Genomic DNA, 24,065 nt, shown 5'->3' on the forward strand with positions numbered 1-24,065 from the left:
TAACATGGCATCCGTTTTTACATTACATTGCTATTATTTCTGATTTTCCTGTAAGACATTGCTTACACGATATATTTTCCTCGGCCGTCCTTTCGCGCTAGGAGCCTCGTCCCCGATAATTTCGGCAATTCCTTGTTCAACCAAACCAGTTAGAATTCGCCGGGCGTTTCTTGGAGTCATTTTTAGCCATTCTGCAATCTGTGAGGTAGTGATAGAACCATTACCCATTCTTTTTTGAACCGATAAAATTTTGTTGAAGGTTGTAATCGTAATTCCACTGTGTTTAAGTTTCTCACTTATTTCCTTGTTTTCCGTCCGGTATTGGTAGGTGATCGATTCTTGTTCTTTTAATGGTCCTTCAATATTTCCATTATCATCAACGAGGAAAGCACAAAAAGAGTCATAGTTTTGGGCATGATGGATGGCAAGACGAGCATTCTCTTCAGCAGATAGGGCCGTATCACCGTAACCTATCCCAATATTAGACGGCATGTCCGTAATTAACGCTAATTTTTCCAGAAGAGAACTAATTGGCTGCTCCGTTTCTTCCACCGAACCTCTTGTGGAAAAAATAACAAAGATGCCCGTTCCCACTGAGACAAACGATCCTGAAATTGATTCAGCAAAGTTTATAACGGCAGCCTGAATTTCTAAATGTAATCGGTGTAAATCATATGTCACCATGTTATGAACATCTTTTTTCTCTATTCCTTCAACCTTTACGAGTATGGCGGCAATCTGTGATTGTTTAAAGTGCAGTGTTTCCCACTGTTGAACGGCTGATGATAATGTTTCGCGTATGTTGCTTCTTGTTGGAGTCACTCTATAAGCGGGAATGTTCTCCTTGCGCAATTGATCATAAATGGCCCGTAAACATGTGACACAAAGATCCACTTTCCCCGTTCGATAAAGTTGTTGATGAAAGGATAGTAGATTGCTAACAGGTGTTTCATTCGTATACTCATGGACATGAATTTGATTGCTCGGAATTCCAAGATCTCGGAAGGTTTCATAAACATCTCGTTTTGCTAGCATATCAATACTGGCCGTCTCAACGTTCTTCTTATCGTTGTAACCGATTTCAACTAAAGTCTTGGTTAAACTTGCACCATCTAATTTAAAGAGGTAATAAGGTTGGTTAACGCCGCTCTTTAGATATGAATGATAAAGAGCCGGCCCTGTCAGGATCCAAAAGTCTACTAAATGTTGATTATTTCGGATAATCTCTGACGCTTCCTCCGTATCCCGATAGATGAAGGGAACAGGCTGGAGCCGGTCACTAAATTCAGTTGCAATTTCAGAAGTAAGACGGATATAGTCATCTGGTCCGATAAATCCAGCTCTTGGTTTCAAAGTATCCCCCCAAAAATGTTGTTTCCTTGTAACTATAATTTACTATTTTTGAATAATCTTCTTCAACTATAAGTTTATCTCATCTTTCAAAAATTTCCAATATAAACATATTGAATATTGAGAAAATTCCGTTGACAATCGTTCTTTTGCGCTGTATAGTCACATTAAAGGAATACATTAAGAATAATTCCGTTAATAAAAAAGGAGGAATGGTTATCACATGGATTCATCAACTAAGGATTCCCGAAATACTGTCTCTACAGTGGAACAAAATCAATATAAGCATGTTATCGGACACTTTACGACCGGTGTCTCGATTATATCCGTAACGAATAACGGAATCGATTTTGGGATTACAGCCAGCGCCGTCAGCTCCGTTTCTGTTGAACCTCCCATGCTGCTTGTTTGTGTCAATAAAAATACGGGAACATGTCATGCGATATCGGAATCGAAATCCTTTACAGTCAACATTTTGACGGAGGATCAGAAAGATTTAGCCCTGCAATTTGCTAAGGCCAATACAGATAAATTTAAGAATGCAGACTTTAGGTATGGTGAGCTCGGAAATCCTGTCTTTAACCAAACATTGGCTTATCTTGAATGCCGTGTGGTGGAAGAAGTTACGGGAGGAACACATTCTGTTTTTATGGCGGAAGTACAAACCGCTCATGCAGCCACAGGTGAACCATTGGTTTATTATCGCGGAAAGTTTGGTCAATTTATAGAAAATAAGTGATAAATTTGGGGGAGGAAATCGAATGGCATTAATGACAGGTAAACAGTACCGTGAATCACTGAATGACGGCAGGGAGGTCTATATTGATGGAGAAAAGGTTCGGAATGTAGCCGAACATCCATCCTTTAAGCCGATTATTGATGTAAAGGCGAGAATGTATGATATGGCGCTTGAAGCCAAATATGCCGATACCTTAACGGCAAGACTTCCTGATGGGGAAATCGTATCCCGTGCTTACAAAGCCCCTGAAACAAAAGAAGACTTAGCAGCCATCCGCAAGCATGTCGAAACCGTACTCGATGATCTTAACGGGGTCGTTTACCGGGTGGGGGACGAAACGATTGGGGAAATGTGGTCCCTATATGACGCCCAGGATAAATTGAATGAAATCGATCCAACTTATGCAAAAAATATAAAGTATCATATTGACCGAGTGGCAAGGGAAGACTTGTTCCATGTATCAGCCAACACGGACCCGAAAGGTGATCGAAGCAAACTGTTCAGTGGAAAAGACGGTGGGACACTGCTTCATGTCGTCGAGGAAAATGATAAGGGAATTGTCGTTAAAGGGGCAAAATTTGAGACAGCCGCCGCTTATGCCCACCAAGCCTTCGTCAAACCGACGATTTTGGACTGGAATGCCGGATCTGAGAAAATGGCCCCATTTGCCTGCGGATTCATCTGCGATATGGGCTCGCCGGGACTTAAACATATTTGCCGGACTTCCCTTGGTAAAGACCGAAATGCAGAAGATTATCCGATTGCGACAAAATTTGAAGAAATTGATACTTTACTTATTTTTGATAACGTCTTAATCCCTTGGGAAAATGTCCTTTTCCATCGCTCCTTAGATTCTGCCGCCTATATACGTTCTACTCTTCATCGCTATTCTGCCTTTAATTACACCCTTAGAATGCTTCGCCGAGCCGATTATTTAATCGGAGCAGCCTTATTAAATGTCGAACAAACCGGTTTAACCCATCTGCAGGCCGTAAAAGAAAAAATATCTCAATTAATCAACTACCGTGAGGGAATCAATGCTCATTTAACCGCCGCTGTTGCGGAAGCGGAAAGAAGTCCGGGCGGATTAATGATGCCAAACCAATCGCTTCTTTATACCGGCCGTGTATTCGCACTAGCGAACTTCCCAGCCATGGCCCATTTAACAAGAGAACTTGTCGGTGGCCAATTAGCGGTAACGCCGGATTCAGCAACGATGGCAGATCCGGAAATCAAGCAATATTTTGATGAATATTATGCTGTTGGCGAGTGGACGCCTGAGGACCGTGGGAAATTACTCTATTTTGCAAGGGACTTATTAAATTCCTCCTACGCAGGCCATCGAACCACGTTTGAATTATTTGCCCAAAGTCCGCCTTTTGCGCAACAAATGGCCGTGTTTAATAACTTTGATCTGGAACCACAGCGTGAATTGGTGCGAAAGGCAGCAGGGATCAACCAGTCCGTTCGTATTTCCAGCCGCTAATTCCTTAAGTTAGAAAGGAGTTATTCCATTGGAAATTCATCCAACTGGTACGCTAAAGCTTCCATCCTCCGTGCTTACCATCGGTGCATTTGATGGTGTGCACCGCGGCCATCAGGCTTTAATTTTAAAAACAAAAGAACAGGCAAAGGCTCATGGTGTTCCATGTGTGGTCTATACCTTCGATCCACCGCCGAAGGTCCATTTCAAAAAAGGCCAATTGATCACCTCACTGGATGAAAAGCTCAACCGCTTAAAGGCACTTGGCGTGGATTATGTTATCGTGGGCAAATTTATTGAATCATTTATGAACAAAACGGTTTCTGCCTTTATTGAAGAGCTGCAATTCATCCACCCCGTTGAAATCTGGGAAGGACCTTGTTTTCAATTTGGAAAAGGCCGTAGTGGTACCATTGAAGATTTAAAAACTCATTTTCATGTCGGTGTATTACATCCGATGCAATGTGAACAAGGTGAAATTATTTCATCCACACGTATTCGTTCCCTTCTAAAGCAAGGAAATTTTTCGTTAGCGAAAAGCCTTCTTGGGGATATCCGTTCTATTTCCTTTTTGGAAGAAAGAAACTACGCGGGAACGGCCATGAAAGCAAATTAGTAGAGTGAGTGAAAATCCGGAGCAGCAATCATGGTGTGAAACCATTCGTTGCTCTCTTTTTTATGAAACAGAAAGAAAGTGAGGGCATAAAGGTTTGAAAATAAATCTTAGCAGGTTACAAAAAGACATTGAACGATATGCAACATATGGGAAAAATGAACACGGAGGTGTTACGAGACCTAGTTTCTCTCATGAGGATCATCAAGTCCGAAGATTGTTTATCGAAGAGTTAACGGAATTGGGCCTGCAGGTAACGATTGATGGTGCCGCCAATATTTGGGGCAAATATGAAGGCACCAGCAAAAAGAAAGGGAGTATTGTTATTGGATCCCACTTGGATTCCGTTCCCAATGGAGGGAAATATGATGGGCCGCTGGGGGTACTAACGGCAAAAGAAATCATCACAACATTAAAAGAACATCAGATCAAACTGAATCATGATCTTGAAATTGTTTCCTTTACGGCAGAGGAATCAAACGATTTCAACTTATCTACCTTTGGCAGCCGCGCATTTGTTGGGAAACTAAAACCTCAAAACTTACGAGAAACCCGTGATTCTAAAGGAGCTCTCCTTCAGGAAGAACTGATGAAAGTGGGAGGGGGACTTGATCAATTCTCCAACCTGGAGTCGATGCAAAAAGAGAAAAAAGCATTTATTGAAATCCATATTGAACAGGGGCAGCGGTTAGAAAATGCCAATATTTCTATGGCGATTATTGATAGAGTCGTAGGGACATTTCGTAGTTTCGTTACCGTAATTGGTGAAGCCAATCATTCCGGAACCACGATGATGAACAATCGAAAAGATGCTCTCACCGCAGCAGCTGAAATGATACTTGAGGTAGAAAGGTATTGCAGAATAAAAGGAAATATGGTGGGTACAGTTGGAAAATTAACGGTCACACCGAATGCGGCCAATATTATTCCTGGCCAAATTGACTTTATTTTAGAGGTTAGAGCCGAAACGGAGGAAGCCATTCAAAACGGGGTAAACGCCATCAATCAGGTTTGGCAGAAGATTGCTGAAAAAAGAGAGGTAGTCATCCAGCAAGAAGTCTTTCTAGATCAAAAACCTGTTGTGTTAGATGAGGACCTTGTAGCCATTCTTGAAAACACTGCCAGTGAAATGAATGAGCCTTATTTGAGGCTGCCAAGCATGGCCGTCCATGATGCCGCCCATATGGCAAGTGTCACCAAATCAGTTATGGTCTTCGTGAAAAGCATTGGCGGGAAAAGTCATTGCCCTGAGGAGTATAGTGAACCTTACGATATTCAAAAAGCAGCCAATTTAGTGTTGCAGGGCATTGTTCAGTTGGATCGCAAGATGTCTGAAACAGAGCTTAGTGTTTAATTAGAAGGAGAATTATTTTTTATAAAATATTGAATCTTTTGAAAATTGAATTGACTTAATACTATGGACCTGTTATTTTTAATTAAAAGAATAATTAAAGAAAATATCCGTAAATAAAACAACATACTCTCCCTAGAATCTACCGCCTATTTTCCTTTCAACTCTTCAAAGCATCAGGACTTAACCCCAAAACTACCATATCGATCACCCTGTCATTGATTTTGCCCATATAGGTTTTTACATTTACAAATTTCTATATAAGTTAAAAGAAAAAAGGGGGACAAAGTTGGTGCATTCCAAAAAATTAGTTGTTAAAAAGATGGTCATGTTTTTGGTATTAGCCTTCTTATTGGTAGGGTGTTCAGCAAAAAATTCTTCTACTGGTTCTAGTAACTCAGCAAGCGGTGACACGTTACGTGTTGGTCTTCAAGCACCCATGACCGGTGATAATGCCCAATATGGACAGGATATGAAAAATGGTGTGGAGCTCGCGTTTAAGAAGATTAATAGTGAAGGCGGGATCAATGGGAAGAAGCTTGAGTTAATCGTAGGGGACGATAAGGCCACTCCATCTGAAGCCGTTGCCGTAGTCAATAAAATGATTAATAACGATAGGGTAAAGGCCATTATTGGGGGTTATAATTCCTCGCCAACTTTGGCTTCTCAAGAAGTATCCGGACCGGCAAAAGTGCTTCATTTAAACATGGGGGCCAGCCCTGATTTGTCTAAAACCAAGAATCCATACCTTTTCCGTGTCATTTTAACGGGTTCCGTATATGTTCCTGCCGTGATGAATTATATGGCAAAAGAAAAAAATGTGAAGAAAATTGCCGCGATATTCGAAAATACCGACTATGGTATCACGATGTATGATGCTGCCAAGCAATCAACGAAAGATCTTGGGGTAGATTTTATCACGGCTGAAAAATATAACCCAGGCGATAAAAACTTTTCGGCTCAATTATCCAAGATTAAAACGCTAAAACCGGATGCCGTCATGGTCGTAGGCTTGTACAATGAGGTCGCCTTGATCGAACAGCAGGCCAAGCAGGCTGGGTTAAATGTCCAGTTCTTCTCTCCAGATGACTCGATGTATTCAGAGCAGCTGATCAAATTGGGTGGAGATGCGGTAGAAAATCATATTTTTGCCTCCATGATTGATTTAAATGCCAATACTCCTCAAATGAAAGAGTTTAAAGCTTTAGCTGAAAAGAATAATGTTCCTGCCCAGGCGAATACAGCCATTGCTTTTGACGCAGCCATGGCGATTGCCAAGGCATTAGAAAAAGGCGGAGGAAACGCCGATAAAGACCGTGATGCCCTGGCAAACATTGATATTTCAGGAATCACAGGTCCGATTAAATTTGATAAAAATGGTGATCGTTCCAACACACCAATGATCATGCAAGTTCAAAACGGTACCTTTAAAGTGATTAAAGATTCAGAATAGGGGGATAATTTGTGTTCGTAGATCAATTAATCAATGGAATTGTCCTCGGCAGCATTTATGCGTTAATGGCAATTGGTTACACCATGGTGTGGAATGTGCTGCGTTTTATCAACTTTGCACATGGTGAAGTCTATATGGGAGGGGCATTCGTGTCCCTTTATCTTCTATTATTAGATACGCCGATCTGGTTAGCTTATCTCGGTGGCGTATGTGCAGGGGCTTTTCTCGGCTATCTAATGGAGAAAGTCGTTTACATGAGGATGCGAAAGGCACCAAAGTTAAATTTGCTGATTGCAGCCATTGGGATTTCGATTGTTCTCCAAAACGTTGCTCAATATATTTGGGGGGCAACACCTGAGCGATTAAACTCACCATTCCTGTCCAAGAATTTTACGATTGCTGACATGGAGATTAATCAGCACTACGTTTTTATCATTATCCTAACCATCCTTGTCATGATCGTACTAGAGCTATTTATGAATAGAACGCTAATGGGAAAAGCCGTTCAAGCAGCCTCGCAAGATATCAATGCAACACAATTAATGGGAATTAACGCAAATAAGATTATTTCAATCACATTTGCCATCGGTTCAGCTGTCGGTGCTCTTGCGGGTATATTAGTCGGACCTGTTTTCCTGGTGTATCCAACGATGGGTGTATTTGCAGGCCTGAAAGGATTTACTGCTTCCGTTATGGGAGGAATGGGGAATATACCAGGTGCCATGATAGCCGGTTTATTATTGGGGATCATTGAGAGCTTTGCTGCTGGTTTTATATCCTCTGGCTATAGGGATGCAGTCGCGATGGTCATCTTATTATTTATTTTATTAGTTCGTCCTCAAGGAATCTTTGGCAAGATCATTCAGCAGAAAGTGTAAGGGAGGAGAAGAGATGATACAAACCAATAAAACAGTTTACCGGAAATTCCTGTTGATTCTTGGAGTGATCGCCTTATTTTTCCTCCCCCTTGCCGTTACCAATCCATACGTGATGTATGTTATTAATCTCATTTTAATCTATACCCTGTTAGCCTTAGGTCTAGATTTAATTGTTGGTTATACCGGGCAAGTCTCAGTTGGACACGGAGCATTTTTCGGAATTGGCGCCTATGTTGCCGCCATATTGTCCAAAAACCTTGGATTTTCCTTTTGGGTAAATCTGCCGTTATCAATCATCCTAACAGCGTTAATCGGGTTTATCATTGGCTTTATTGGCTTGAAACTTATTGAAGAATACCTGGTAATGGCGACACTGGCATTCGGAACGATTATCTGGCTTGTCTTTTTAAATTGGACAGATTTAACTGGCGGACCAATGGGGATTGCAGGTATAACACCTCCGCCTCCGATCAAAATCGGCACCTTTGAATTTGTGTTTTTTCAATACCAGGACTATTACCCATTATTATTACTCTTTGTTTTCCTTGGTATTTTGGTTACAAGGTTAATCATTCGTTCTGGATTCGGGCGTGCCTGTACGGCCATTCGCGATGATGAACTTGCGGCTCAATCGATGGGAATCCCTGTTTTTAAAACAAAGGTCATTATGTTCACGATTTCAGCTGCTTTCTGCGGGGCTGCAGGTGCCTTATACGCCCATTTCCTTCGTGTCGTTAGTCCGGAAACCTTTACGTTTTCGATGTCCGTCACCATTCTAACGATGGTCATGATCGGCGGCCAAGGATCGATTGCAGGGGCGGTGATTGGAGCATCCATCCTGACTGTTTCCTCGGAGGCCTTGAGGGAAACCCCTGAATTGAGAATGATCATTTACGGATTTCTGATCGTTGTCATGATTATGTTTTTCCCTAAGGGAATAATGGGATTATTCCAGTTAGTCAAAAGACGTCTACAGAAAAGAACGATTCAAACACCCGAAACAACTCCAGAGAAAGAGGGGTTAAGTTATGAGCATTGATCTCCATAATGATTCCGCTATACTTACCATCCAAAATCTTTCTAAATCTTTTGGAGGCGTTAAGGCCGTTAACAATCTATCGTTTTCTGTATTGCAAAACAATATTCATGCGATTATCGGTCCTAACGGAGCAGGAAAAAGTACGTTATTTAACCTTATTACGGGAGTTATTAAACCAGATATGGGGAACGTCCAGTTTTTACATCAAGACATTACATCATTGAGACCAGATAAAATTGCCCAGCATGGGGTTTCACGAACGTTCCAAAATATTCGATTATTTCCAGATATGACAGTGTTTGAAACGGTGTTAATAGGAACCTATCAATTTACAGGCGGAAATCTACTGCCTGCCTTTTTCCGGACCAAAACCTTTCGGAACAAAGAATCAGAAGCGAAAGAACGGATTGAGGAAACCCTGAAATTCGTGGGATTATGGGACGTTCGAAACGAGTACGCTGCCCAGCTTTCATATGGAAATCAAAGACGTGTCGAAATTGCTAGAGCATTAGCCACGAATCCACATCTGTTATTACTTGATGAACCTACGGCCGGAATGAATCAGAAGGAAACGCAAGAGCTGATGAGTCTATTTTCAGAGGTGAATCAGCAGGGGATTACCATCTTAATCATTGCTCATGATATGCATCTCGTATATTCGTTATCTAACCAAATTACGGTGATAAATTTTGGAGAAAAGCTAGCAGAAGGTCCTCCTGAAGTGATTCAAAATCATCCAGCTGTATTGGAAGCCTATATGGGGAGGGCTGAAACGCATGCTTAATGTTCAAAATCTAAGTACCTATTACGGCCAAATATGTGCTTTAGACAATGTTAGTTTAAGGGTGGAAGAAAGGGAAGCCGTTTCCGTTATTGGGGCAAATGGTGCTGGTAAAAGCACGCTATTAAAAACGATTATCGGAGAGATCCGTCCCAAAACTGGAGATATTCAACTGTCAGGCAAATCAATTGTTAAAGAAAAAACGTTTAAACTAGTAAGCCAGGGGATGTCGCTAGTTCCAGAAGGAAGACATGTATTTCCTTTACTCTCCGTTTGGGATAACTTACTTTTAGGCGGTTATACGCTGCCAGCTAAATATCGCCAGCAGCGGGCGGAAAAAGTAACAGAACCTTTTCCAATCTTAAGAGAAAGAAAGGATCAATTAGCAGGCCTTCTTTCTGGGGGAGAACAACAAATGCTAGCAATAGCCAGGGCGATGATGACAAGTCCAAAGCTATTATTATTAGATGAACCGTCCATGGGTCTTTCTCCCAAACTAGTATTTGAGGTTTATGATAAAATCACCGAACTGCATCAGCAGGGAACGACGATCCTTTTGGTCGATCAAAATGCGGAAATGGCGATTGATTTTTGCAGCCGCGGCTATGTTTTAATGGCAGGGCGTTTAGCCGGACAAGGAACAAAAAGCGAGTTAAAAGAAAGTGAAATCGTGCAGCGTTCCTATCTTGGATCTGCTTAGATTCAGAATTATTCCTATAAAACATACCATTAAAGGAGGAAATATTATTATGTCAGTTCATGGTGAAACAAAAAAAGTGGAAATTCAAAGATTTCGAAAGTTCAAAACGGATCAGTTTTATCCGAAAAACATGGGAAAACCAGAACATCACATTGCGAATGAGTTTAGCATGGCTGTTCGAGCAGGAAATCGCATTTTCTTGAGAGGGCAGACAGGATTTGATTTGGATGGGAATTTTCACGGAGTTGGAGATGTGGCAGCACAGGCGGAGATGGCTTGTGCATGTGTTAAACAGCTAATTGAAGAGGCAGGCGGCACGATTCAGGATATTTGTAAAATAACTGTTTATCTCATGCACCGTGAAGATAGAAGCAAAGTCTATCCGGTGATCGCTAAACATTTTAAGGATGTCTATCCGTGCAGTACTGGTTTGCTCGTAAGTGGATTTGCCATGCCTGAGATGTTAATGGAAATTGATGTAGAGGCCGTCATTAGCGAATAAATCAAGAAAAATTACGACAAGGAGGAGAAAAATGACATTTTCGGTAGCAGGACGCTGTTCTTCCACAGGTGCCTTAGGGGTAATTGTTACGTCCAGTAGTCCATCCGTTGGGGCAAGATGTCCCTGGGTTAAAACAGGAGTTGGGGCTATTTTAACCCAAAACGTTACAGATCCAAGATTAGCTGGCATCGGTTTTACGGTGTTGGAGAATGGATTTGATGCAGAGTCCACAATCCGATCGATGAAGGAAGCTTCTCCGTTTCCAGAGTACAGGCAGCTAGCGGTTGTCGATTCAAAAGGAAACTCTGCTGCTTTCACAGGTAGTAAGGCTTTAGGTGTACACGGAGAATTTTGTGCAAAAAATGTTGCAAGTATCGGGAATCTTCTCAGTAACTCTAAGATTCCGGAAGCCATGGGCCAGGCGTTTCTAGAAACTGAAGGCCGGCCATTGGCTGAAAGGTTAATTTTGGCGATTGAAAAAGGCTTTCAAATGGGTGGGGAGCTGGACCAGGAGCATTCGATTGGTCTTCTGGTCTATACGGATGAGCCATTCGCCTATGTTGACTTAAGAGTGGACTATAGTGAACAACCTCTTGAGGATTTAAAGAAACTTTGGGAAATCTACAGTCCACAAGCAGATGACTATAAAGTAAGGGCGATTGTTCCAGAGTTGGCTCCATCTTATGGCGTTATAGGAGATGAATAACCTTTAACCGGGTTATCACGAAATCTGTTTCAAATAAATTAGAACCCCGCTAATCTATGATTAGCGGGGTTAGTTATTTTAAGTAGTCAAAAAGTCACTTCAGATTACACAGCAGGTCAAAGGGCATCCTTGAGATTGCCCTTTTTGTTTTCCCCTTATCTTTTTTTCGTTTTCAATAAGGCCGCGTAGTTGAAGGTAGGCGTTGAATTTCTCCTCAGAGGAAAAAAAGAGGGAGACTTGGCGGAGAAGTCCTATTTTCATGAGGGGGCGAGCGATCTCCTGTTTGTTTTCCAAATTTGCGGGGCGGTCCACTTAAGTATATGGATTGATGAATCCTACTCTACGTGACCATTAGGGCGTACAGCTTTTTGCATTTTTAGACTTACCCTTTCCGAATGAGACATGCTTTCAGACAACAAGATTAAATAACACCCCATCAAATTGAATTAGGGCACAGCAAACTAGCCCAAACTTATACAAAATAAACACCAAAATTGGAGTTATAATATTCAGAAAGTTCCGTTTTTTACAATATATTTATTTTTTTAGATGTTATATTATTTCTATCTAGTTTATAGAAGAGATTTTTTACAGGGAGGGAGGTCCGTTTGTATCAGACAAAAAAATTTTCGAAGGAACATATGACTAAATGAAAATGAAGTACTAGTATTAAAAAATCCTTTCACATTCTACCAACGAATTATTTTGAAAAACGCTAACTGAATTAACTGGTTGGGCTCAAGTAACTATTTAACTTTTTTAGAAAACGCTTACACATAAATTTCTACTTTTGTGACGGACAAGACCAAGTTTAGGCAATTTAAATGATTGTATTTAACAGCAATAATTCCATCGTATCTTTTGCTTTTATTCTCTTGATTAAAAACATCTACTAAATTTTAAACAGATTTTTGTAAAGCAATACTATCAACTTCTTTCCAATCACCATCTCAATGGCTTTAGTCTAATGCCTTAAGGTGAGAGTTTTCTGTCGGGATATGATAAAAGGGAGGTAAAACAAATGTCTGTTGAAGAAAGAGAATTAAATATTGAAGTAAAATTGCCTACTGATATTTCAAAATTTGGTTATACGCAAGAACTTGATCGAACGATGAACATTTGGCAACTAACGGCATTCGGACTAAACTATATGGTTCCTATTGCTCCTGCCATTATTTTTGGATTGTTGCTTCAAACCTCAGGTGGAACGGTAGCACTTCCCTATTTACTGGCTGGAGTTGCTATGCTTTTCACTGCCTTCAGTTACTCGGTCATGGTCAGGAATTTCCCGCTTGCAGGGTCAGTTTACAGCTATGTTGGAAGAGGATGGAATCCACATTTGGGATTTATATCTGGATGGGTATTAACATTGGATTACATATTAATCCCAACGGTTACTGCATCTAGTTCAGCATATTTTGCCCAACAATATTTTCCCGGAATTCCTTATTGGATTTTATTAGCGATATTCTCAATCGGTACAGGGTTATTAAACCTATTCGGTGTTGAATTAATATCCAAATTGGGATTAGGACTTCTCATACTTGGTGAATTTGTTGTTTGGCTTTCCATCATTATTTGGGCTCATGCCGTACATGGTGGAATGGGAACTGGGACTTTATTTAATGCTGAACCCTTTCATTTTACCAATTTTTCCACTTTAGCTGCTGGTACTTCACTAGCCATCTTTAGCTTTCTGGGCTTTGATGCGATAACAACCTTAGCGGAGGAAACGAAGAGACCCAAGAGGGATATTCCAAAGGCGATTTATTGGTGCATTGGGATCGGAACAATAACGATGTTTGCATGCGGATATTTTGGGATGCTCGTCATACCTGATTGGCAATCTCATATGAATAATGAAACTTGGGTAAATACCGTATTATTCCAAGTATCAAAAATGACAGGTGGAGATGGTTTTGGAATCTTTTTTACAGCAGGGTATTTAACAGAATTAGCTGTCTTTAATCTTGTGGCAACTGCTGCAGGAGCACGCCTTTTATATGGAATGGGTAGAGACAATCTGCTGCCAAAGAATGTATTTGCAAAAGTGAATAAAAGATGGAAAACACCTCATTGGAGTATCCTTATTATTGTTTCCATCGAATTTATCTTAGGCCTTAGCTCAAACATGGCAACACTTTCAAATCTAGTAAACTATGGTGCGTTATTCGGATTTGCTGCATTAAATTTTTCGGTGGTTTGGCTATACTATGTGAAGAAAAAAGGAGAGTCATCAATAAAACTTGGAAGTATACCAAATTGGAAACCATCAGGAATTAGCCATTTCCGTTATTTGGTATTGCCAATCATTGGATTCCTGATCATCTTGTATGTATGGATAAGTATGGATCGATTGGCACAAATCATTGGCACTTCATGGCTTGTCATTGGAATCGTCTACTTGGCAATAAAAACAAAAGGATTCCGTAAGCTTCCGCCACAATTAGAATTATAGAATGATAACTTAATAATACATTTTAGCAGGAGGAGATCCATTCATGTTGACGCCATTAAAAGGGAAAACCGTGATCGTAACAGGGGCAAGCAAAGGGATTGGGAAAGGAATTGCCGAAGTTTTTGCAAGGAAAGGAGCAAATGTGGCCGTTGTTTCTAGGAATATAGAGATAGCAGAGAGCAGCGCAGATGAAATTCGGAAAAACGGAGGAATTGCAAAAGCATTTGCAGGAGACGTATCAAGCCTAGATTCCATGAAAAAAATGGCAATTGATGTAGCTTCTTCATTTGGAGGTGTGGATATTCTCTGTTCCAATGCAGGGGTATTTCCAAACTCCTCCATTGAGGATATGAGTATTAATGAATGGGATCTTGTTATGAATACGAATGCTAGAGGTGCCTTATTTGCTATTCAGGCTTGCCTTCCTTTTTTAAAAGAAGCTGAATATGGCCGTATTATCCTTACATCATCGATAACAGGACCGGTTACTGGCTACGCCGGTTGGTCACACTATGGAGCAAGCAAGGCGGCACAGCTTGGATTTATGAGAAGCGCCGCATTGGAGTTGGCTCCACACAATATCACGATTAATGCGGTGATGCCAGGTAATATTTTAACTGAGGGATTAGTAGAATTAGGGGATGATTATATAAATAGCATGGCGGCCACAGTTCCAATGAAACGAATTGGCAAAGTTGAAGATATTGCTTATGCAGCCCTTTTTTTGGCCTCCAAAGAAGCAAACTACATTACAGCTCAAACAATTGTGGTGGATGGCGGCCAAATTATTCCTGAAAGTTTAGATGCATTAGCCTAAGTGGTTATATGATAAAAAAAAGAAACCCTCCCTTTTGAAAAAAGGAGAGGGTTTTCCTGTTCATCTATTTTCCCTTTTAAATGGTTTAAGAGTTATAAAAAATCTCCCGAAATCTTTCAGGTGATAAATTGGTAAAATTTTTGAATGAGTGAATAAAATGCGACTGATCATGGTAGCCTTGTTCAAAAAGTATTTTTGACAGATCATAGTTATAATCATTGAGGATAACTTTTAAGGCGTTTTGGAATCTAACAATCAGGCTAAATTGTTTCGGGGAGACTCCAATTTGTTCTTCGAATTTTTTTCTTAGATATCGATCCGTATAGCCGATTTCGTCAGATAACATCTCAATTTTTATTTGTCCTTTGGTGGAGTAAATCTTTTGAATTGAATATTCGATGATGAGCTGGCTGGGAGACTTTTCTGCTTGACGCTTTTCCATAAGCCTTTCAAACAATTGGATTCTTTCCTCAAAAGTTTGAGCCTCGACAATTTGTTCGGCAAATGTGGGGTCCATCTTGATTACATCGTTAAGGGGAATTTTCTGATCCAGTAATCCTTTCATATTGTAATGAAAGTAAAAAAGTTGTTGTTCAGGATAAAAGCGGACCCCAAAATAGTCGCAATCCTCTCGAAAGCCTTCTTGGATTCTCATTCTTTTGGACGGGGTTGTCCATAAATATACTTCTGGTTTGCTTGGGTGACAACAAAACAAGAGATCGAACGCACCGTCCGGGATGATGGAAACGAGCTTTGCCCCATTTTGTTTTATCTTAAACTGGAAAAATACCGCGATATTTCTTTTACATAAAAAACTTGTGGGTTTTTTCTCCAAATAATAGTCAGAGTTTTTTTCAATTTCAGGTTGAGATGGTAAATAAGAAACTGTTTTTGGCTGACTATATAAATTCAAACTTTATAACCTCCCTCAGTAGACTGCTCCAAGATTATTTAAGAATAGTTGAATCTATGTATTTATTCTTTTTTTTATTATACAAATTAATAGACATAAATTAAAGAATATTATTCTGAATGTTCCGATTTTTACAATAACAATACTTTTATTGATGTTATAGTAAGCCTATCAAGTTTGAAACATTGTCATATTCCAAGGAGGGATACAGTTTGTATTCGACTAAAGAAATATCGAAAGAACAAGTAATTCAACAATCTATTGAATGGTGGAATCCTGGAAAAACAAAACAATGGCAAAAGGATGGCGTTGACTTAGTTATTGGGAAACGAGAGGGCTACTATTTTTACGATATGAATGGAAATAGATTAATGGATGTCCATTTGAATGGAGGTACATACAACTTAGGACATCGGAATCCTGAAATTATTTCAACCTTAAAGAATGCATTAGAAGAATTTGATATCGGAAACCATCATTTTCCATCCATCACCCGGGCGCAGCTTGCAAAAGCACTTGGAAAGGCTACTCCTGACAGCCTTCACTACTCCATTCTTTCTTGCGGTGGGAGTGAAGCAATCGACGTTGCCTTAAAATGCGCCAGATACGCCACGAAAAGAAAGAAATTTGTCTCAATCATCAACGGGTATCATGGCCATACCGGATTAGCTGTATCACTAGGAAATGAGCGGTATTCAAAGCCGTTTTTAAGCGAGGGGAATCCATCGGAGTTTATTCATGTCCCATTTAATGATTTACATGCGATGGAAGCTGCATTAAGAAACGAAGACGTTGCCTGTGTCATTATCGAAACGATCCCAGCAACATACGGTTTCCCTCTTCCTGAAAAAGATTATCTTACGTCCGTAAAGAGGTTGTGTGAGAAATATGGAACACTCTATGTTGCCGATGAAGTGCAGACTGGTCTTATGCGCACAGGGAAACTATGGGGAATCGAACATTATAATGTGGAACCCGATATATTGGTCACTTCGAAAGGCTTTAGCGGTGGAATCTATCCAATTGCTGCAACGGTCGTAAGTAAAAGGGCGGGCCAGTGGATGAATGAGGATGGGATGGCACATATTTCCACCTTTGGAGGTTCTGAATTGGGATGTATTGTAGCAATGAAAGTATTAGAAATTTCCCAAAGAGAAGAAGTTGTCCAAAATGTGAATTTTGTTTCCCGCTATTTACGATATGAATTGGAGAAGATCAAGCAGCGCCATTCAGACTTCTTTGTTGGAATTCGTCAATTAGGTGTTGTGATGGGGCTCGAGTTCGATCACCCGCAAGGTGCCAAGCATGTGATGAGTTCACTTTATGAAAATGGTGTATGGGCCATCTACTCCATGCTTGATAATCGCGTTTTGCAGTTTAAACCAGGTCTTCTTTGCGACAAGAATTATTGTGACGAGCTGCTGGAACGTTGTGAACTTGGAATTAAGCAGGCAGCAAGAAAACTGGACTATTAATCGAAAAACTGGATTAGGAGGGAGAAAAAATATGGGAGTAGCAAATGAACCATCCTATGCAGGTGTTTTAAATATCTTTCATGAAGTGGCAAAAAATTCACTCGGATTGTATCCCAAATTAACCAATGCAAACATCGAGCTCTTAAATTACTCAGAGAACGCTACCTATCTAGTGAGAGATTTTGCAAATAATAAGAAATATATTTTACGAGTCAATCGTCCTGGTTATCACACAAAGGAAGAAATTGAAAGTGAGTTACTATGGTTAAAATCAATCAATCGGGATAGCCCGATTACTGTTCCTTTACCTTTCCCTGGGTCAAATTGGGAGAATGTTCAGGAAGTTCATTTACACGATGAACAATCACCATTTTATTGTACGTTATTTGCTTTTTTAGAAGGGGAATCGCCAAGTGAGGAAAATGAACAAGAGTTAATCGTTCAATTTGAAAATCTTGGTGAAATTACTGCCCATCTCCACAATCACAGTATAAATTGGAAACCGCCGCAAACAATCAATCGCTGGTCCTGGGATTACGAAAACGTCATAGGGAATGATCCTATATGGGGCAGATGGCAGGATGGGAAGGGAATAACCCCACAAAGACTCGAATTGTTCCAAAAGGTATCGGAAGTGATCAAACACCGGTTAGATCAATATGGAAAATCTAATGACCGCTTTGGTTTAATCCACGCCGACTTGCGTCTCCCCAATTTAATTATTGAAGATAAAGTCATTAAAGTGATTGATTTTGATGACTGTGGATTTAGCTGGTACATGTTTGATTTAGCCACTTCATTAAGTTTTATTGAGCATCAGCCATATGTGCCCGACCTTATTCGTGCATGGGTGAAAGGATATCGTAAGGTACGCCCGCTATCGAAACAGGAAGAAGATGAGATTCCAACCTTTATCTTAATGAGGAGATTAATGCTCATCGCTTGGATCGGCAGCCATGATAACCCTACCAGCCAAGAACTCGGAAGTAAATATACAGAGCAAACGGACGCATTAGCCATTCGATATTTAGAAAGATTTAATTTGTAGGCACATTAATTTTGACAAACTGTACAGAGCTATAAAGATTTGCTGAATGGAGGGCAGGACTGAACATGAATGAAACGATAATTAAAGAAATTACGAAACTCGTTCTCTTAAAGTTGGAAGAGCATGATGAAGCTTTTCCTCTTAATAAAAATGAAAATAACATAACCAGTTTCAAGAATTCGGGAAAAGAACATCAGCCGTACACTGCCAATCCCAAACCACTATCTAATGAAGAGATAAAATTGTGGGATACCATTTCCTCCAGCTTGAATGGTGGTAACGATAAAATTCTTTCGAACAATAAGCCTTCAGCAATTACATCACTGGAGGTTTCAGAGTTGAAAAAATGGGAAGAAGTAGCTGCCATTATTCGGAAAACTGCATCGCAAAATGAAGCAAACACAGAAGGGCAAGTTAAGTTATATACAACATTTTATTAAAAGGTAATTTGCAATGAAATAGGTTGAAAGTTGACAAAATGGAGGAATAAACATGACAAGAATAATTGATGGAGCTTTAGGGATGATTGAAACAAAGGGGCTCGTAGCTGCATTAGAAGCATCGGATGCAATGGTGAAAGCAGCAAATGTAAATTTAATAGGAAAAGTGCACGTCGGTGGTGGAATCGTAACGGTTATGGTAACAGGAGACGTGGGAGCAGTGAAAGCTGCAGTAGAATCGGGAACTGCTGCTGCAGAACGTGTCGGACAGCTTTTATCCACTCATGTGATACCTCGTCCACACAATGAATTGGAAATTATTTTACCGGGATCTGATAAAAAATAATAGATTTTCAAAAAGCATTTTGTAGTTTCGTTATTTTGGGATTCATATCCCTGCCGCTATCTTGGACACAGAAATCTTTTGATCATTTTTGAGAAGAGGGAATGATGTTGTACGGTGCGATTGGATTGCTCGAAACAATGGGTGTGGCAATTTCTATTATAGCAGCAGATGCTATGCTAAAAGCAGCAGACATCACAATTATTAAACATGAGACAAGAGATGTTGCACTTGTCACTCTACTGATTGGCGGCGATTTAAGCTCTGTCAGGACAGCGATTGAAGCGGGAGCCATGATTGCAAAAAAAGCCGACTCCCTTCTAACATCCGGGGTCCTGCCAAACCCGGACCTTGAAACAAAGCAGTTTTTCCAAAAAGAGGTAAATTCACGTTGGGTATCCCAGCTAGTTCAATAACAATCTATATATCTATAAGGTAGTGATGACATGTATGCAGTAGTTGACCATGATTTACTTGCACTACAGGAAATGAGAGAAGTCGTTCGAAAGGCCAAACAGGCTCAGCTTAAGTATATGTCGTTCTCACAGGAACAGGTTGATCAAATTGTTAAAGCAGTCGCAGATGCAGCCTATGAACATTCGTATGAATTAGCTGTTCTTGCTGTGAAGGAAACTGGGATGGGCATGATTGAGCACAAAAAGATGAAAAATGATGTCGCCTCTAAAGCAGTATATGAATCAATAAAAGATGAAAAGACGGTTGGCATCATCAGGAAAGACAAAGTCAAAGGAATGGTTGAAATTGCCGCACCATTCGGTGTAGTTGCCGCGATTATCCCAACAACCAACCCAACCTCAACAGCTATTTTTAAAACGTTGATTTCTTTAAAAACACGGAATGCCATTGTGGCCAGCCCACACCCGTATGCCGTGAAGTGTACAACCGAAGCTTTGAAAATTTGTGAAAAAGCTGCTACCCGGGCCGGGGCGCTAGAGGGGTTAATTGGCTGGCTATCCTTTGCTTCCATGGAAGCAACACAGGCACTAATGAAGGATCAAGATGTTAATTTAATCCTTGCCACGGGCGGAGGCGGACTCGTTAAAGCAGCGTATAGCTCCGGGAAACCGGCTTATGGCGTCGGGCCAGGAAATGTTCCCGTTTATATTGAAAAAACAGCAAAACTAAAAAAAGCTGTATCAATGATTGTCGATAGCAAGACATTTGATTACGGTACCATCTGTGCGACGGAACAGTCGATTGTCGTGGACCAGGAGATTGCCTCAGATGTGATTCTTGAGTTGAAACAGAACGGGGCTTATTTTTTAAATCCGGAAGAAAAGAAAAAAATGGAAAAGGTCATATCACCTGTTCCAGGAAAGGTAAATCCTGCGATTGTCGGAAAAAGCCCTGTGTCAATTGCTGAGCTTGCAGGGATTTCAATTGATGAAACAATTCGTCTCTTCGTTGCTGAGGAAACTGAAATTGGCAAGCATGCCCCTTTCTCATTAGAAAAGCTATCGCCGATCTTTGCACTTTATCGTGCAGAAAATACAGCCGATGCCAAAAGAATCTGCAGTCAGCTGCTCGATTTGGGAGGCAGAGGCCACAGCCTATCGATTCACACGGAAAATGAGCATGTGGCTAAGGAATTTTCCCTGGACATGCCTGTATCAAGAATCTTCGTCAACACGCTTTCAACATTGGGAGCAGTTGGAGGTACAACAGGTTTTGACCCATCCTTTACATTGGGATGTGGGTCGTTCGGAGGCAATATCACTTCAGACAATATTACCGCCAGGCATTTAATGAATATAAAAAGAATGGCTTATGGAATTAAAGAAGTGTCAATCCCTAAAAAAGGAATTATGAATCCGGACCGAAGTACAGCCGTGATACAAGAGTCAGCCCAGCAGAATCGGATTGTTGAAGAAGTAATCCGTGAAATAGGCTTAAATGAAAATTATCAGGCAGCTGATATTGTCCAAATTGTCGTACAAGTTGTAAAGCAATTCAATAAAGATCAAGGAGGAAGATAAAATGCCAAGAGAAATGACGGCACTTGGAATGATTGAAACGAAGGGCTTGGTAGCATCCATTGAAGCAGCTGATGCAATGGTGAAGGCGGCAAATGTGCACCTTGTTGGTAAGGTCCATGTAGGCGGAGGAATCGTGACCGTGCTGGTTCGCGGTGATGTGGGTGCAGTAAAAGCGGCGACTGATGCTGGGGCAGCTGCAGCCAACCGGGTAGGTGAAATCTTGTCAGTCCATGTGATTCCAAGACCTCATAATGAGCTAGAAATAATTTTGCCACAAATCCCTAAGGCAGTCCCTTCAGAAAGTGAACCGGATTTATCGGTAATACGATAGGAAATCTTAACTATTTGGGGTTTGCCAAAAGTGAGGTGAAAACAAAATGGAACATCCCTTGCTTCAATCAATCGTTGAAGAGGTTCTTCAACAGTTGAGCGAAAAACAGGCACCTTTAGAACAGCACCTGATCCCTATAGCTGTATCAGCACGCCATGTGCATGTATCAGAAAAAGATCTGGCTGTTCTGTTTGGAGCCTCTTATCAATTGAGGATAAAGAAACGGCTTTCCCAGCCCAATCAGTTTGCTGCTGAAGAAACAGTAACAATCGCGGGTCCAAAAGGAACGATTGAACGCGTTCGTGTCCTTGGTCCGGTAAGAAAACAAACGCAAGTGGAAGTAAGCATAACAGATGCGAAAAAGCTTGGACTTGACCCGCCAGTCCGGCAATCTGGCCACCTAAATGGCTCCAGTCCAGTGACCATCATAGGACCGAAAGGAAGCCTCTATTTACAAGAAGGCCTTATCATTGCACAATCGCATATTCATACAAATCCTGCAGATGCGAAAAAGTTTGGATTTGAAGATGGCGGTTTTGTTACGGTTCAGGTGGATACTGCACGGCCCATTACCTTTGAGAGGGTTTTAGTCCGGGTTTCACCTTCGTATATGACTGAAATGCATATTGATACGGATGAAGCTAATACCGGATTAATCCAAACAGGCCAGCCTGGGAGGATTATTATCCACCGGCAGCCGAAGGTTATCCAGGGTTCCCCAAAAATTACGGATTTTCCGGAGGAACGTTCGAATCATCAGGTTTTTGGTGGGAAATTATTAACCGATCATGAAGTACAAAAATATGTAGGTGAAACTATTTATATTAAAAAAATGAGTATTGTTACCCCATTGGCAAGGGATACAGCCCGCGTTACCGGGAAGAAAATTGTGATTATTGATGCATAAGGTGGGATGACATGCGGCTTGGGATTGTGATTGGAAGTATATGGGCAACAAGGAAAGAGGAGGGCATGACCGGGTTAAAACTCCTAGTAATACAGCCCATTAAACCGGATGGGTCTTTCATTCAAACACCGATTATTGCGGCAGATCGAATTGGTGCCGGCAAGGGGGATCAGATAATATTTGCAGAAGGCAGCTCAGCGCGGGCGATTGTGCCTGACGTCGTTTCTCCACTTGATGCAGCGATTATCGGAATTGTAGATCAGACAGAAATATGATAGAGAAGGTGAATGGAATGGCAAAAGCAATTGGAATGATTGAAACCTACGGGTTAATAGCCTCGATTGAGGCTGCAGATGCTATGCTGAAAGCGGCAAATGTCACCATTGTTAATCAGGAAAAAATAGATGGTGCACTTGTTTCGATTTTGGTTGAAGGTGATGTTGGTGCGGTACAGGCTGCTGTTGAAGCGGGAAAAGAGGCTGCAGCAAGAGTGGGTGGGCTGCGAGCTGCACATGTCATACCAAGGATAGATAATGAAATCTACGGAGTCATGAAAAAGTCCAAATAATTGGAAGGAAATAAAGGGGACGATTCCTCAAGAAATCTAAAGGCATTGCCTAATTACGAAAAAAGAATGGAAGGAGGAGAAACATGGTTTTTAAACGTCCAAAAATTGCTGTTATCGGGGCTGGTCATACGGGCGCAACAACCGCTCTAATGCTTGCACAAAAAGAACTAGGGGATATTATTCTCGTGGAAATACCGGAACAGGAACAGCCAGTAAAAGGAAAAGCACTCGATATTCTCGAATCTGGTCCTATTTTACGCTTCAATGCCAATGTTAAAGGAACATCGGATTATGCCGATATAGAAAATGCTGATCTTGTCATTATTACTGCTGGCATTCCACGAAAACCAGGCATGAGCAGGGCGGATCTCGTCTCAACCAATGCGGGTATCATTCACTCCATTTCTCTTAAAATCGCAAAATATGCACCAAATAGTTACATTCTTGTCTTAAGCAATCCTGTAGATGCGATGACCTACGTTTGCTATAAGGCAACACAATTTCCAAGGAACCGGGTGATTGGCCAGTCAGGTGTTCTTGACACAGGAAGATTTAATACTTTTGTAGCAGAAGAGTTGAATATTTCAGTTGAGGATATCTCAGGATTTGTCCTGGGCGGCCATGGGGACGAAATGATCCCATTAATCCGTTTTTCATATGCTGGAGGAATTCCGCTTGAAAAGCTGATTTCGAAAGAGCGCCTAGACAGTATAATAGAAAGAACTAGACATGGCGGTGGCGAGATTGTTACTTTACTAGGAAATGGGAGTGCCTATTACGCTCCATCCTCCTCACTTGTCATCATGGCAGAAGCAATCATCCGCGACAAAAAGCGCATTCTTCCTGCAATAGCTTATTTGCAGGGGGAGTATGGCTATAAAGATTTGTGCTTAGGAGTTCCGACAATAATTGGCGGAAATGGAATCCATAGTGTAATTGAACTTCCATTAAATATAAATGAAAAAGAAGCCCTTGACAGATCCGCTAAGTCAGTTGAAGCCATTTTACCTATTGTAAACACTTGACTTTTTAGCATTATGTTAATTGGGAATACTTAAAATGATATATTATAATATGGGTGCCTTTTCCTCTTCAAAGTAAATTACTTTTAGGACAGGCATTATGTTCGTTTTTTAAAGGTGTAATATACATAGGAATAACAAGGGCGAAGGA

At 40.9% G+C, this 24,065-nt stretch carries 26 protein-coding genes; 24 read left to right on the forward strand and 2 right to left on the reverse strand.

The annotated features are described in order from the left end of the window. Positions 1-33: 33 nt before the first annotated feature. Positions 34-1,353: a helix-turn-helix domain-containing protein gene (locus tag PH210_RS06360; RefSeq protein ID WP_289983999.1), complete on the reverse strand. Its 1,320-nt coding sequence runs from the start codon at positions 1,351-1,353 to the stop codon at positions 34-36. A gap of 220 nt (positions 1,354-1,573) precedes the next feature. Here PH210_RS06360 and PH210_RS06365 point away from each other — a divergent pair, with 220 nt between their 5' ends. From PH210_RS06365 to fabG, 13 genes are all read left to right on the forward strand, one after another. Then, positions 1,574-2,089: a flavin reductase family protein gene (locus PH210_RS06365; RefSeq protein ID WP_289984002.1), complete on the forward strand. Its 516-nt coding sequence runs from the start codon at positions 1,574-1,576 to the stop codon at positions 2,087-2,089. A 22-nt stretch (positions 2,090-2,111) separates the two neighbouring features. Beyond that, on the forward strand, positions 2,112-3,575 hold the full coding sequence (locus PH210_RS06370) for a 4-hydroxyphenylacetate 3-hydroxylase family protein (protein ID WP_289984004.1): 1,464 nt from the start codon (positions 2,112-2,114) through the stop codon (positions 3,573-3,575). Positions 3,576-3,603: 28 nt separating this feature from the next. After that, positions 3,604-4,188, forward strand: a complete 585-nt coding sequence (locus PH210_RS06375) for an FAD synthetase (RefSeq protein WP_289984005.1) — start codon at positions 3,604-3,606, stop codon at positions 4,186-4,188. Positions 4,189-4,282: 94 nt separating this feature from the next. Then, on the forward strand, positions 4,283-5,539 hold the full coding sequence (locus PH210_RS06380; RefSeq protein ID WP_289984006.1) for a Zn-dependent hydrolase: 1,257 nt from the start codon (positions 4,283-4,285) through the stop codon (positions 5,537-5,539). 289 nt (positions 5,540-5,828) lie between these two features. After that, positions 5,829-6,989 (forward strand): ABC transporter substrate-binding protein, encoded by a 1,161-nt coding sequence (locus PH210_RS06385; protein ID WP_289984007.1) that lies wholly within the window; start codon positions 5,829-5,831, stop codon positions 6,987-6,989. Between the two features lie 11 nt (positions 6,990-7,000). Then, positions 7,001-7,867 (forward strand): branched-chain amino acid ABC transporter permease, encoded by an 867-nt coding sequence (locus PH210_RS06390; protein ID WP_289984008.1) that lies wholly within the window; start codon positions 7,001-7,003, stop codon positions 7,865-7,867. Positions 7,868-7,880: 13 nt separating this feature from the next. Beyond that, entirely contained in the window at positions 7,881-8,906 is a 1,026-nt protein-coding gene (locus tag PH210_RS06395) for a branched-chain amino acid ABC transporter permease (RefSeq protein ID WP_289984009.1), read from the forward strand. Beyond that, the gene (locus PH210_RS06400; RefSeq protein WP_289984011.1) at positions 8,896-9,690 is read left to right on the forward strand and encodes an ABC transporter ATP-binding protein; all 795 of its coding nucleotides are present in this window, start codon (positions 8,896-8,898) and stop codon (positions 9,688-9,690) included. Before PH210_RS06395 ends, PH210_RS06400 begins: the two co-directional genes overlap by 11 nt. Further along, entirely contained in the window at positions 9,683-10,387 is a 705-nt protein-coding gene (locus PH210_RS06405; RefSeq protein WP_289984012.1) for an ABC transporter ATP-binding protein, read from the forward strand. Before PH210_RS06400 ends, PH210_RS06405 begins: the two co-directional genes overlap by 8 nt. A gap of 49 nt (positions 10,388-10,436) precedes the next feature. After that, positions 10,437-10,889: a RidA family protein gene (locus PH210_RS06410; protein ID WP_289984015.1), complete on the forward strand. Its 453-nt coding sequence runs from the start codon at positions 10,437-10,439 to the stop codon at positions 10,887-10,889. Positions 10,890-10,920: 31 nt separating this feature from the next. After that, the gene (locus PH210_RS06415; RefSeq protein WP_289984017.1) at positions 10,921-11,595 is read left to right on the forward strand and encodes a DUF1028 domain-containing protein; all 675 of its coding nucleotides are present in this window, start codon (positions 10,921-10,923) and stop codon (positions 11,593-11,595) included. A 1,021-nt stretch (positions 11,596-12,616) separates the two neighbouring features. Then, a complete protein-coding gene (locus tag PH210_RS06420; RefSeq protein WP_289984019.1) occupies positions 12,617-14,053 on the forward strand; it encodes an APC family permease in 1,437 nt (478 codons plus the stop codon). Positions 14,054-14,096: 43 nt separating this feature from the next. Next, positions 14,097-14,870 carry a 3-oxoacyl-ACP reductase FabG gene (fabG, locus tag PH210_RS06425; protein WP_289984021.1) on the forward strand — a complete coding sequence of 258 codons (774 nt, stop codon included), beginning with the start codon at positions 14,097-14,099 and terminating at the stop codon, positions 14,868-14,870. An 85-nt stretch (positions 14,871-14,955) separates the two neighbouring features. Here fabG and PH210_RS06430 read toward each other — a convergent pair whose 3' ends face one another. After that, positions 14,956-15,783 (reverse strand): AraC family transcriptional regulator, encoded by an 828-nt coding sequence (locus PH210_RS06430; protein WP_289984022.1) that lies wholly within the window; start codon positions 15,781-15,783, stop codon positions 14,956-14,958. A 212-nt stretch (positions 15,784-15,995) separates the two neighbouring features. On the opposite strand from PH210_RS06430, the gene PH210_RS06435 reads away from it, so the two are divergent. The 11 genes from PH210_RS06435 (at position 15,996) to mdh (ending at position 23,917) form a co-directional block, all read left to right on the forward strand. Continuing rightward, entirely contained in the window at positions 15,996-17,258 is a 1,263-nt protein-coding gene (locus PH210_RS06435; protein WP_289984024.1) for a class-III pyridoxal-phosphate-dependent aminotransferase, read from the forward strand. A 31-nt stretch (positions 17,259-17,289) separates the two neighbouring features. Beyond that, positions 17,290-18,306 (forward strand): phosphotransferase enzyme family protein, encoded by a 1,017-nt coding sequence (locus PH210_RS06440; protein WP_289984025.1) that lies wholly within the window; start codon positions 17,290-17,292, stop codon positions 18,304-18,306. A gap of 65 nt (positions 18,307-18,371) precedes the next feature. After that, positions 18,372-18,746, forward strand: coding sequence for a hypothetical protein (locus tag PH210_RS06445; protein ID WP_289984026.1), 375 nt, complete (start codon positions 18,372-18,374; stop codon positions 18,744-18,746). 52 nt (positions 18,747-18,798) lie between these two features. Then, positions 18,799-19,092, forward strand: a complete 294-nt coding sequence (locus PH210_RS06450; RefSeq protein ID WP_289984028.1) for a BMC domain-containing protein — start codon at positions 18,799-18,801, stop codon at positions 19,090-19,092. 107 nt (positions 19,093-19,199) lie between these two features. Beyond that, complete coding sequence (locus tag PH210_RS06455) at positions 19,200-19,505, forward strand: BMC domain-containing protein (RefSeq protein WP_289984029.1); 306 nt, start codon at positions 19,200-19,202, stop codon at positions 19,503-19,505. Positions 19,506-19,535: 30 nt separating this feature from the next. Then, the gene (locus PH210_RS06460) at positions 19,536-21,086 is read left to right on the forward strand and encodes an aldehyde dehydrogenase family protein (RefSeq protein WP_289984030.1); all 1,551 of its coding nucleotides are present in this window, start codon (positions 19,536-19,538) and stop codon (positions 21,084-21,086) included. Between the two features lies 1 nt (position 21,087). Next, positions 21,088-21,417: a BMC domain-containing protein gene (locus tag PH210_RS06465; protein ID WP_289984031.1), complete on the forward strand. Its 330-nt coding sequence runs from the start codon at positions 21,088-21,090 to the stop codon at positions 21,415-21,417. A 46-nt stretch (positions 21,418-21,463) separates the two neighbouring features. Beyond that, positions 21,464-22,324: a phosphate propanoyltransferase gene (pduL, locus tag PH210_RS06470; RefSeq protein ID WP_289984033.1), complete on the forward strand. Its 861-nt coding sequence runs from the start codon at positions 21,464-21,466 to the stop codon at positions 22,322-22,324. A gap of 11 nt (positions 22,325-22,335) precedes the next feature. After that, positions 22,336-22,599 carry a EutN/CcmL family microcompartment protein gene (locus PH210_RS06475; RefSeq protein ID WP_289984034.1) on the forward strand — a complete coding sequence of 88 codons (264 nt, stop codon included), beginning with the start codon at positions 22,336-22,338 and terminating at the stop codon, positions 22,597-22,599. Between the two features lie 17 nt (positions 22,600-22,616). Next, positions 22,617-22,892: a BMC domain-containing protein gene (locus PH210_RS06480; protein WP_289984035.1), complete on the forward strand. Its 276-nt coding sequence runs from the start codon at positions 22,617-22,619 to the stop codon at positions 22,890-22,892. An 83-nt stretch (positions 22,893-22,975) separates the two neighbouring features. Beyond that, the gene (gene mdh, locus PH210_RS06485) at positions 22,976-23,917 is read left to right on the forward strand and encodes a malate dehydrogenase (RefSeq protein ID WP_289984037.1); all 942 of its coding nucleotides are present in this window, start codon (positions 22,976-22,978) and stop codon (positions 23,915-23,917) included. Positions 23,918-24,065 lie beyond the last annotated feature (148 nt).

It is taken from the genome of Paenibacillus sp. BSR1-1 (assembly GCF_030403775.1).
Classification (GTDB): domain Bacteria; phylum Bacillota; class Bacilli; order Bacillales; family Cytobacillaceae; genus Neobacillus.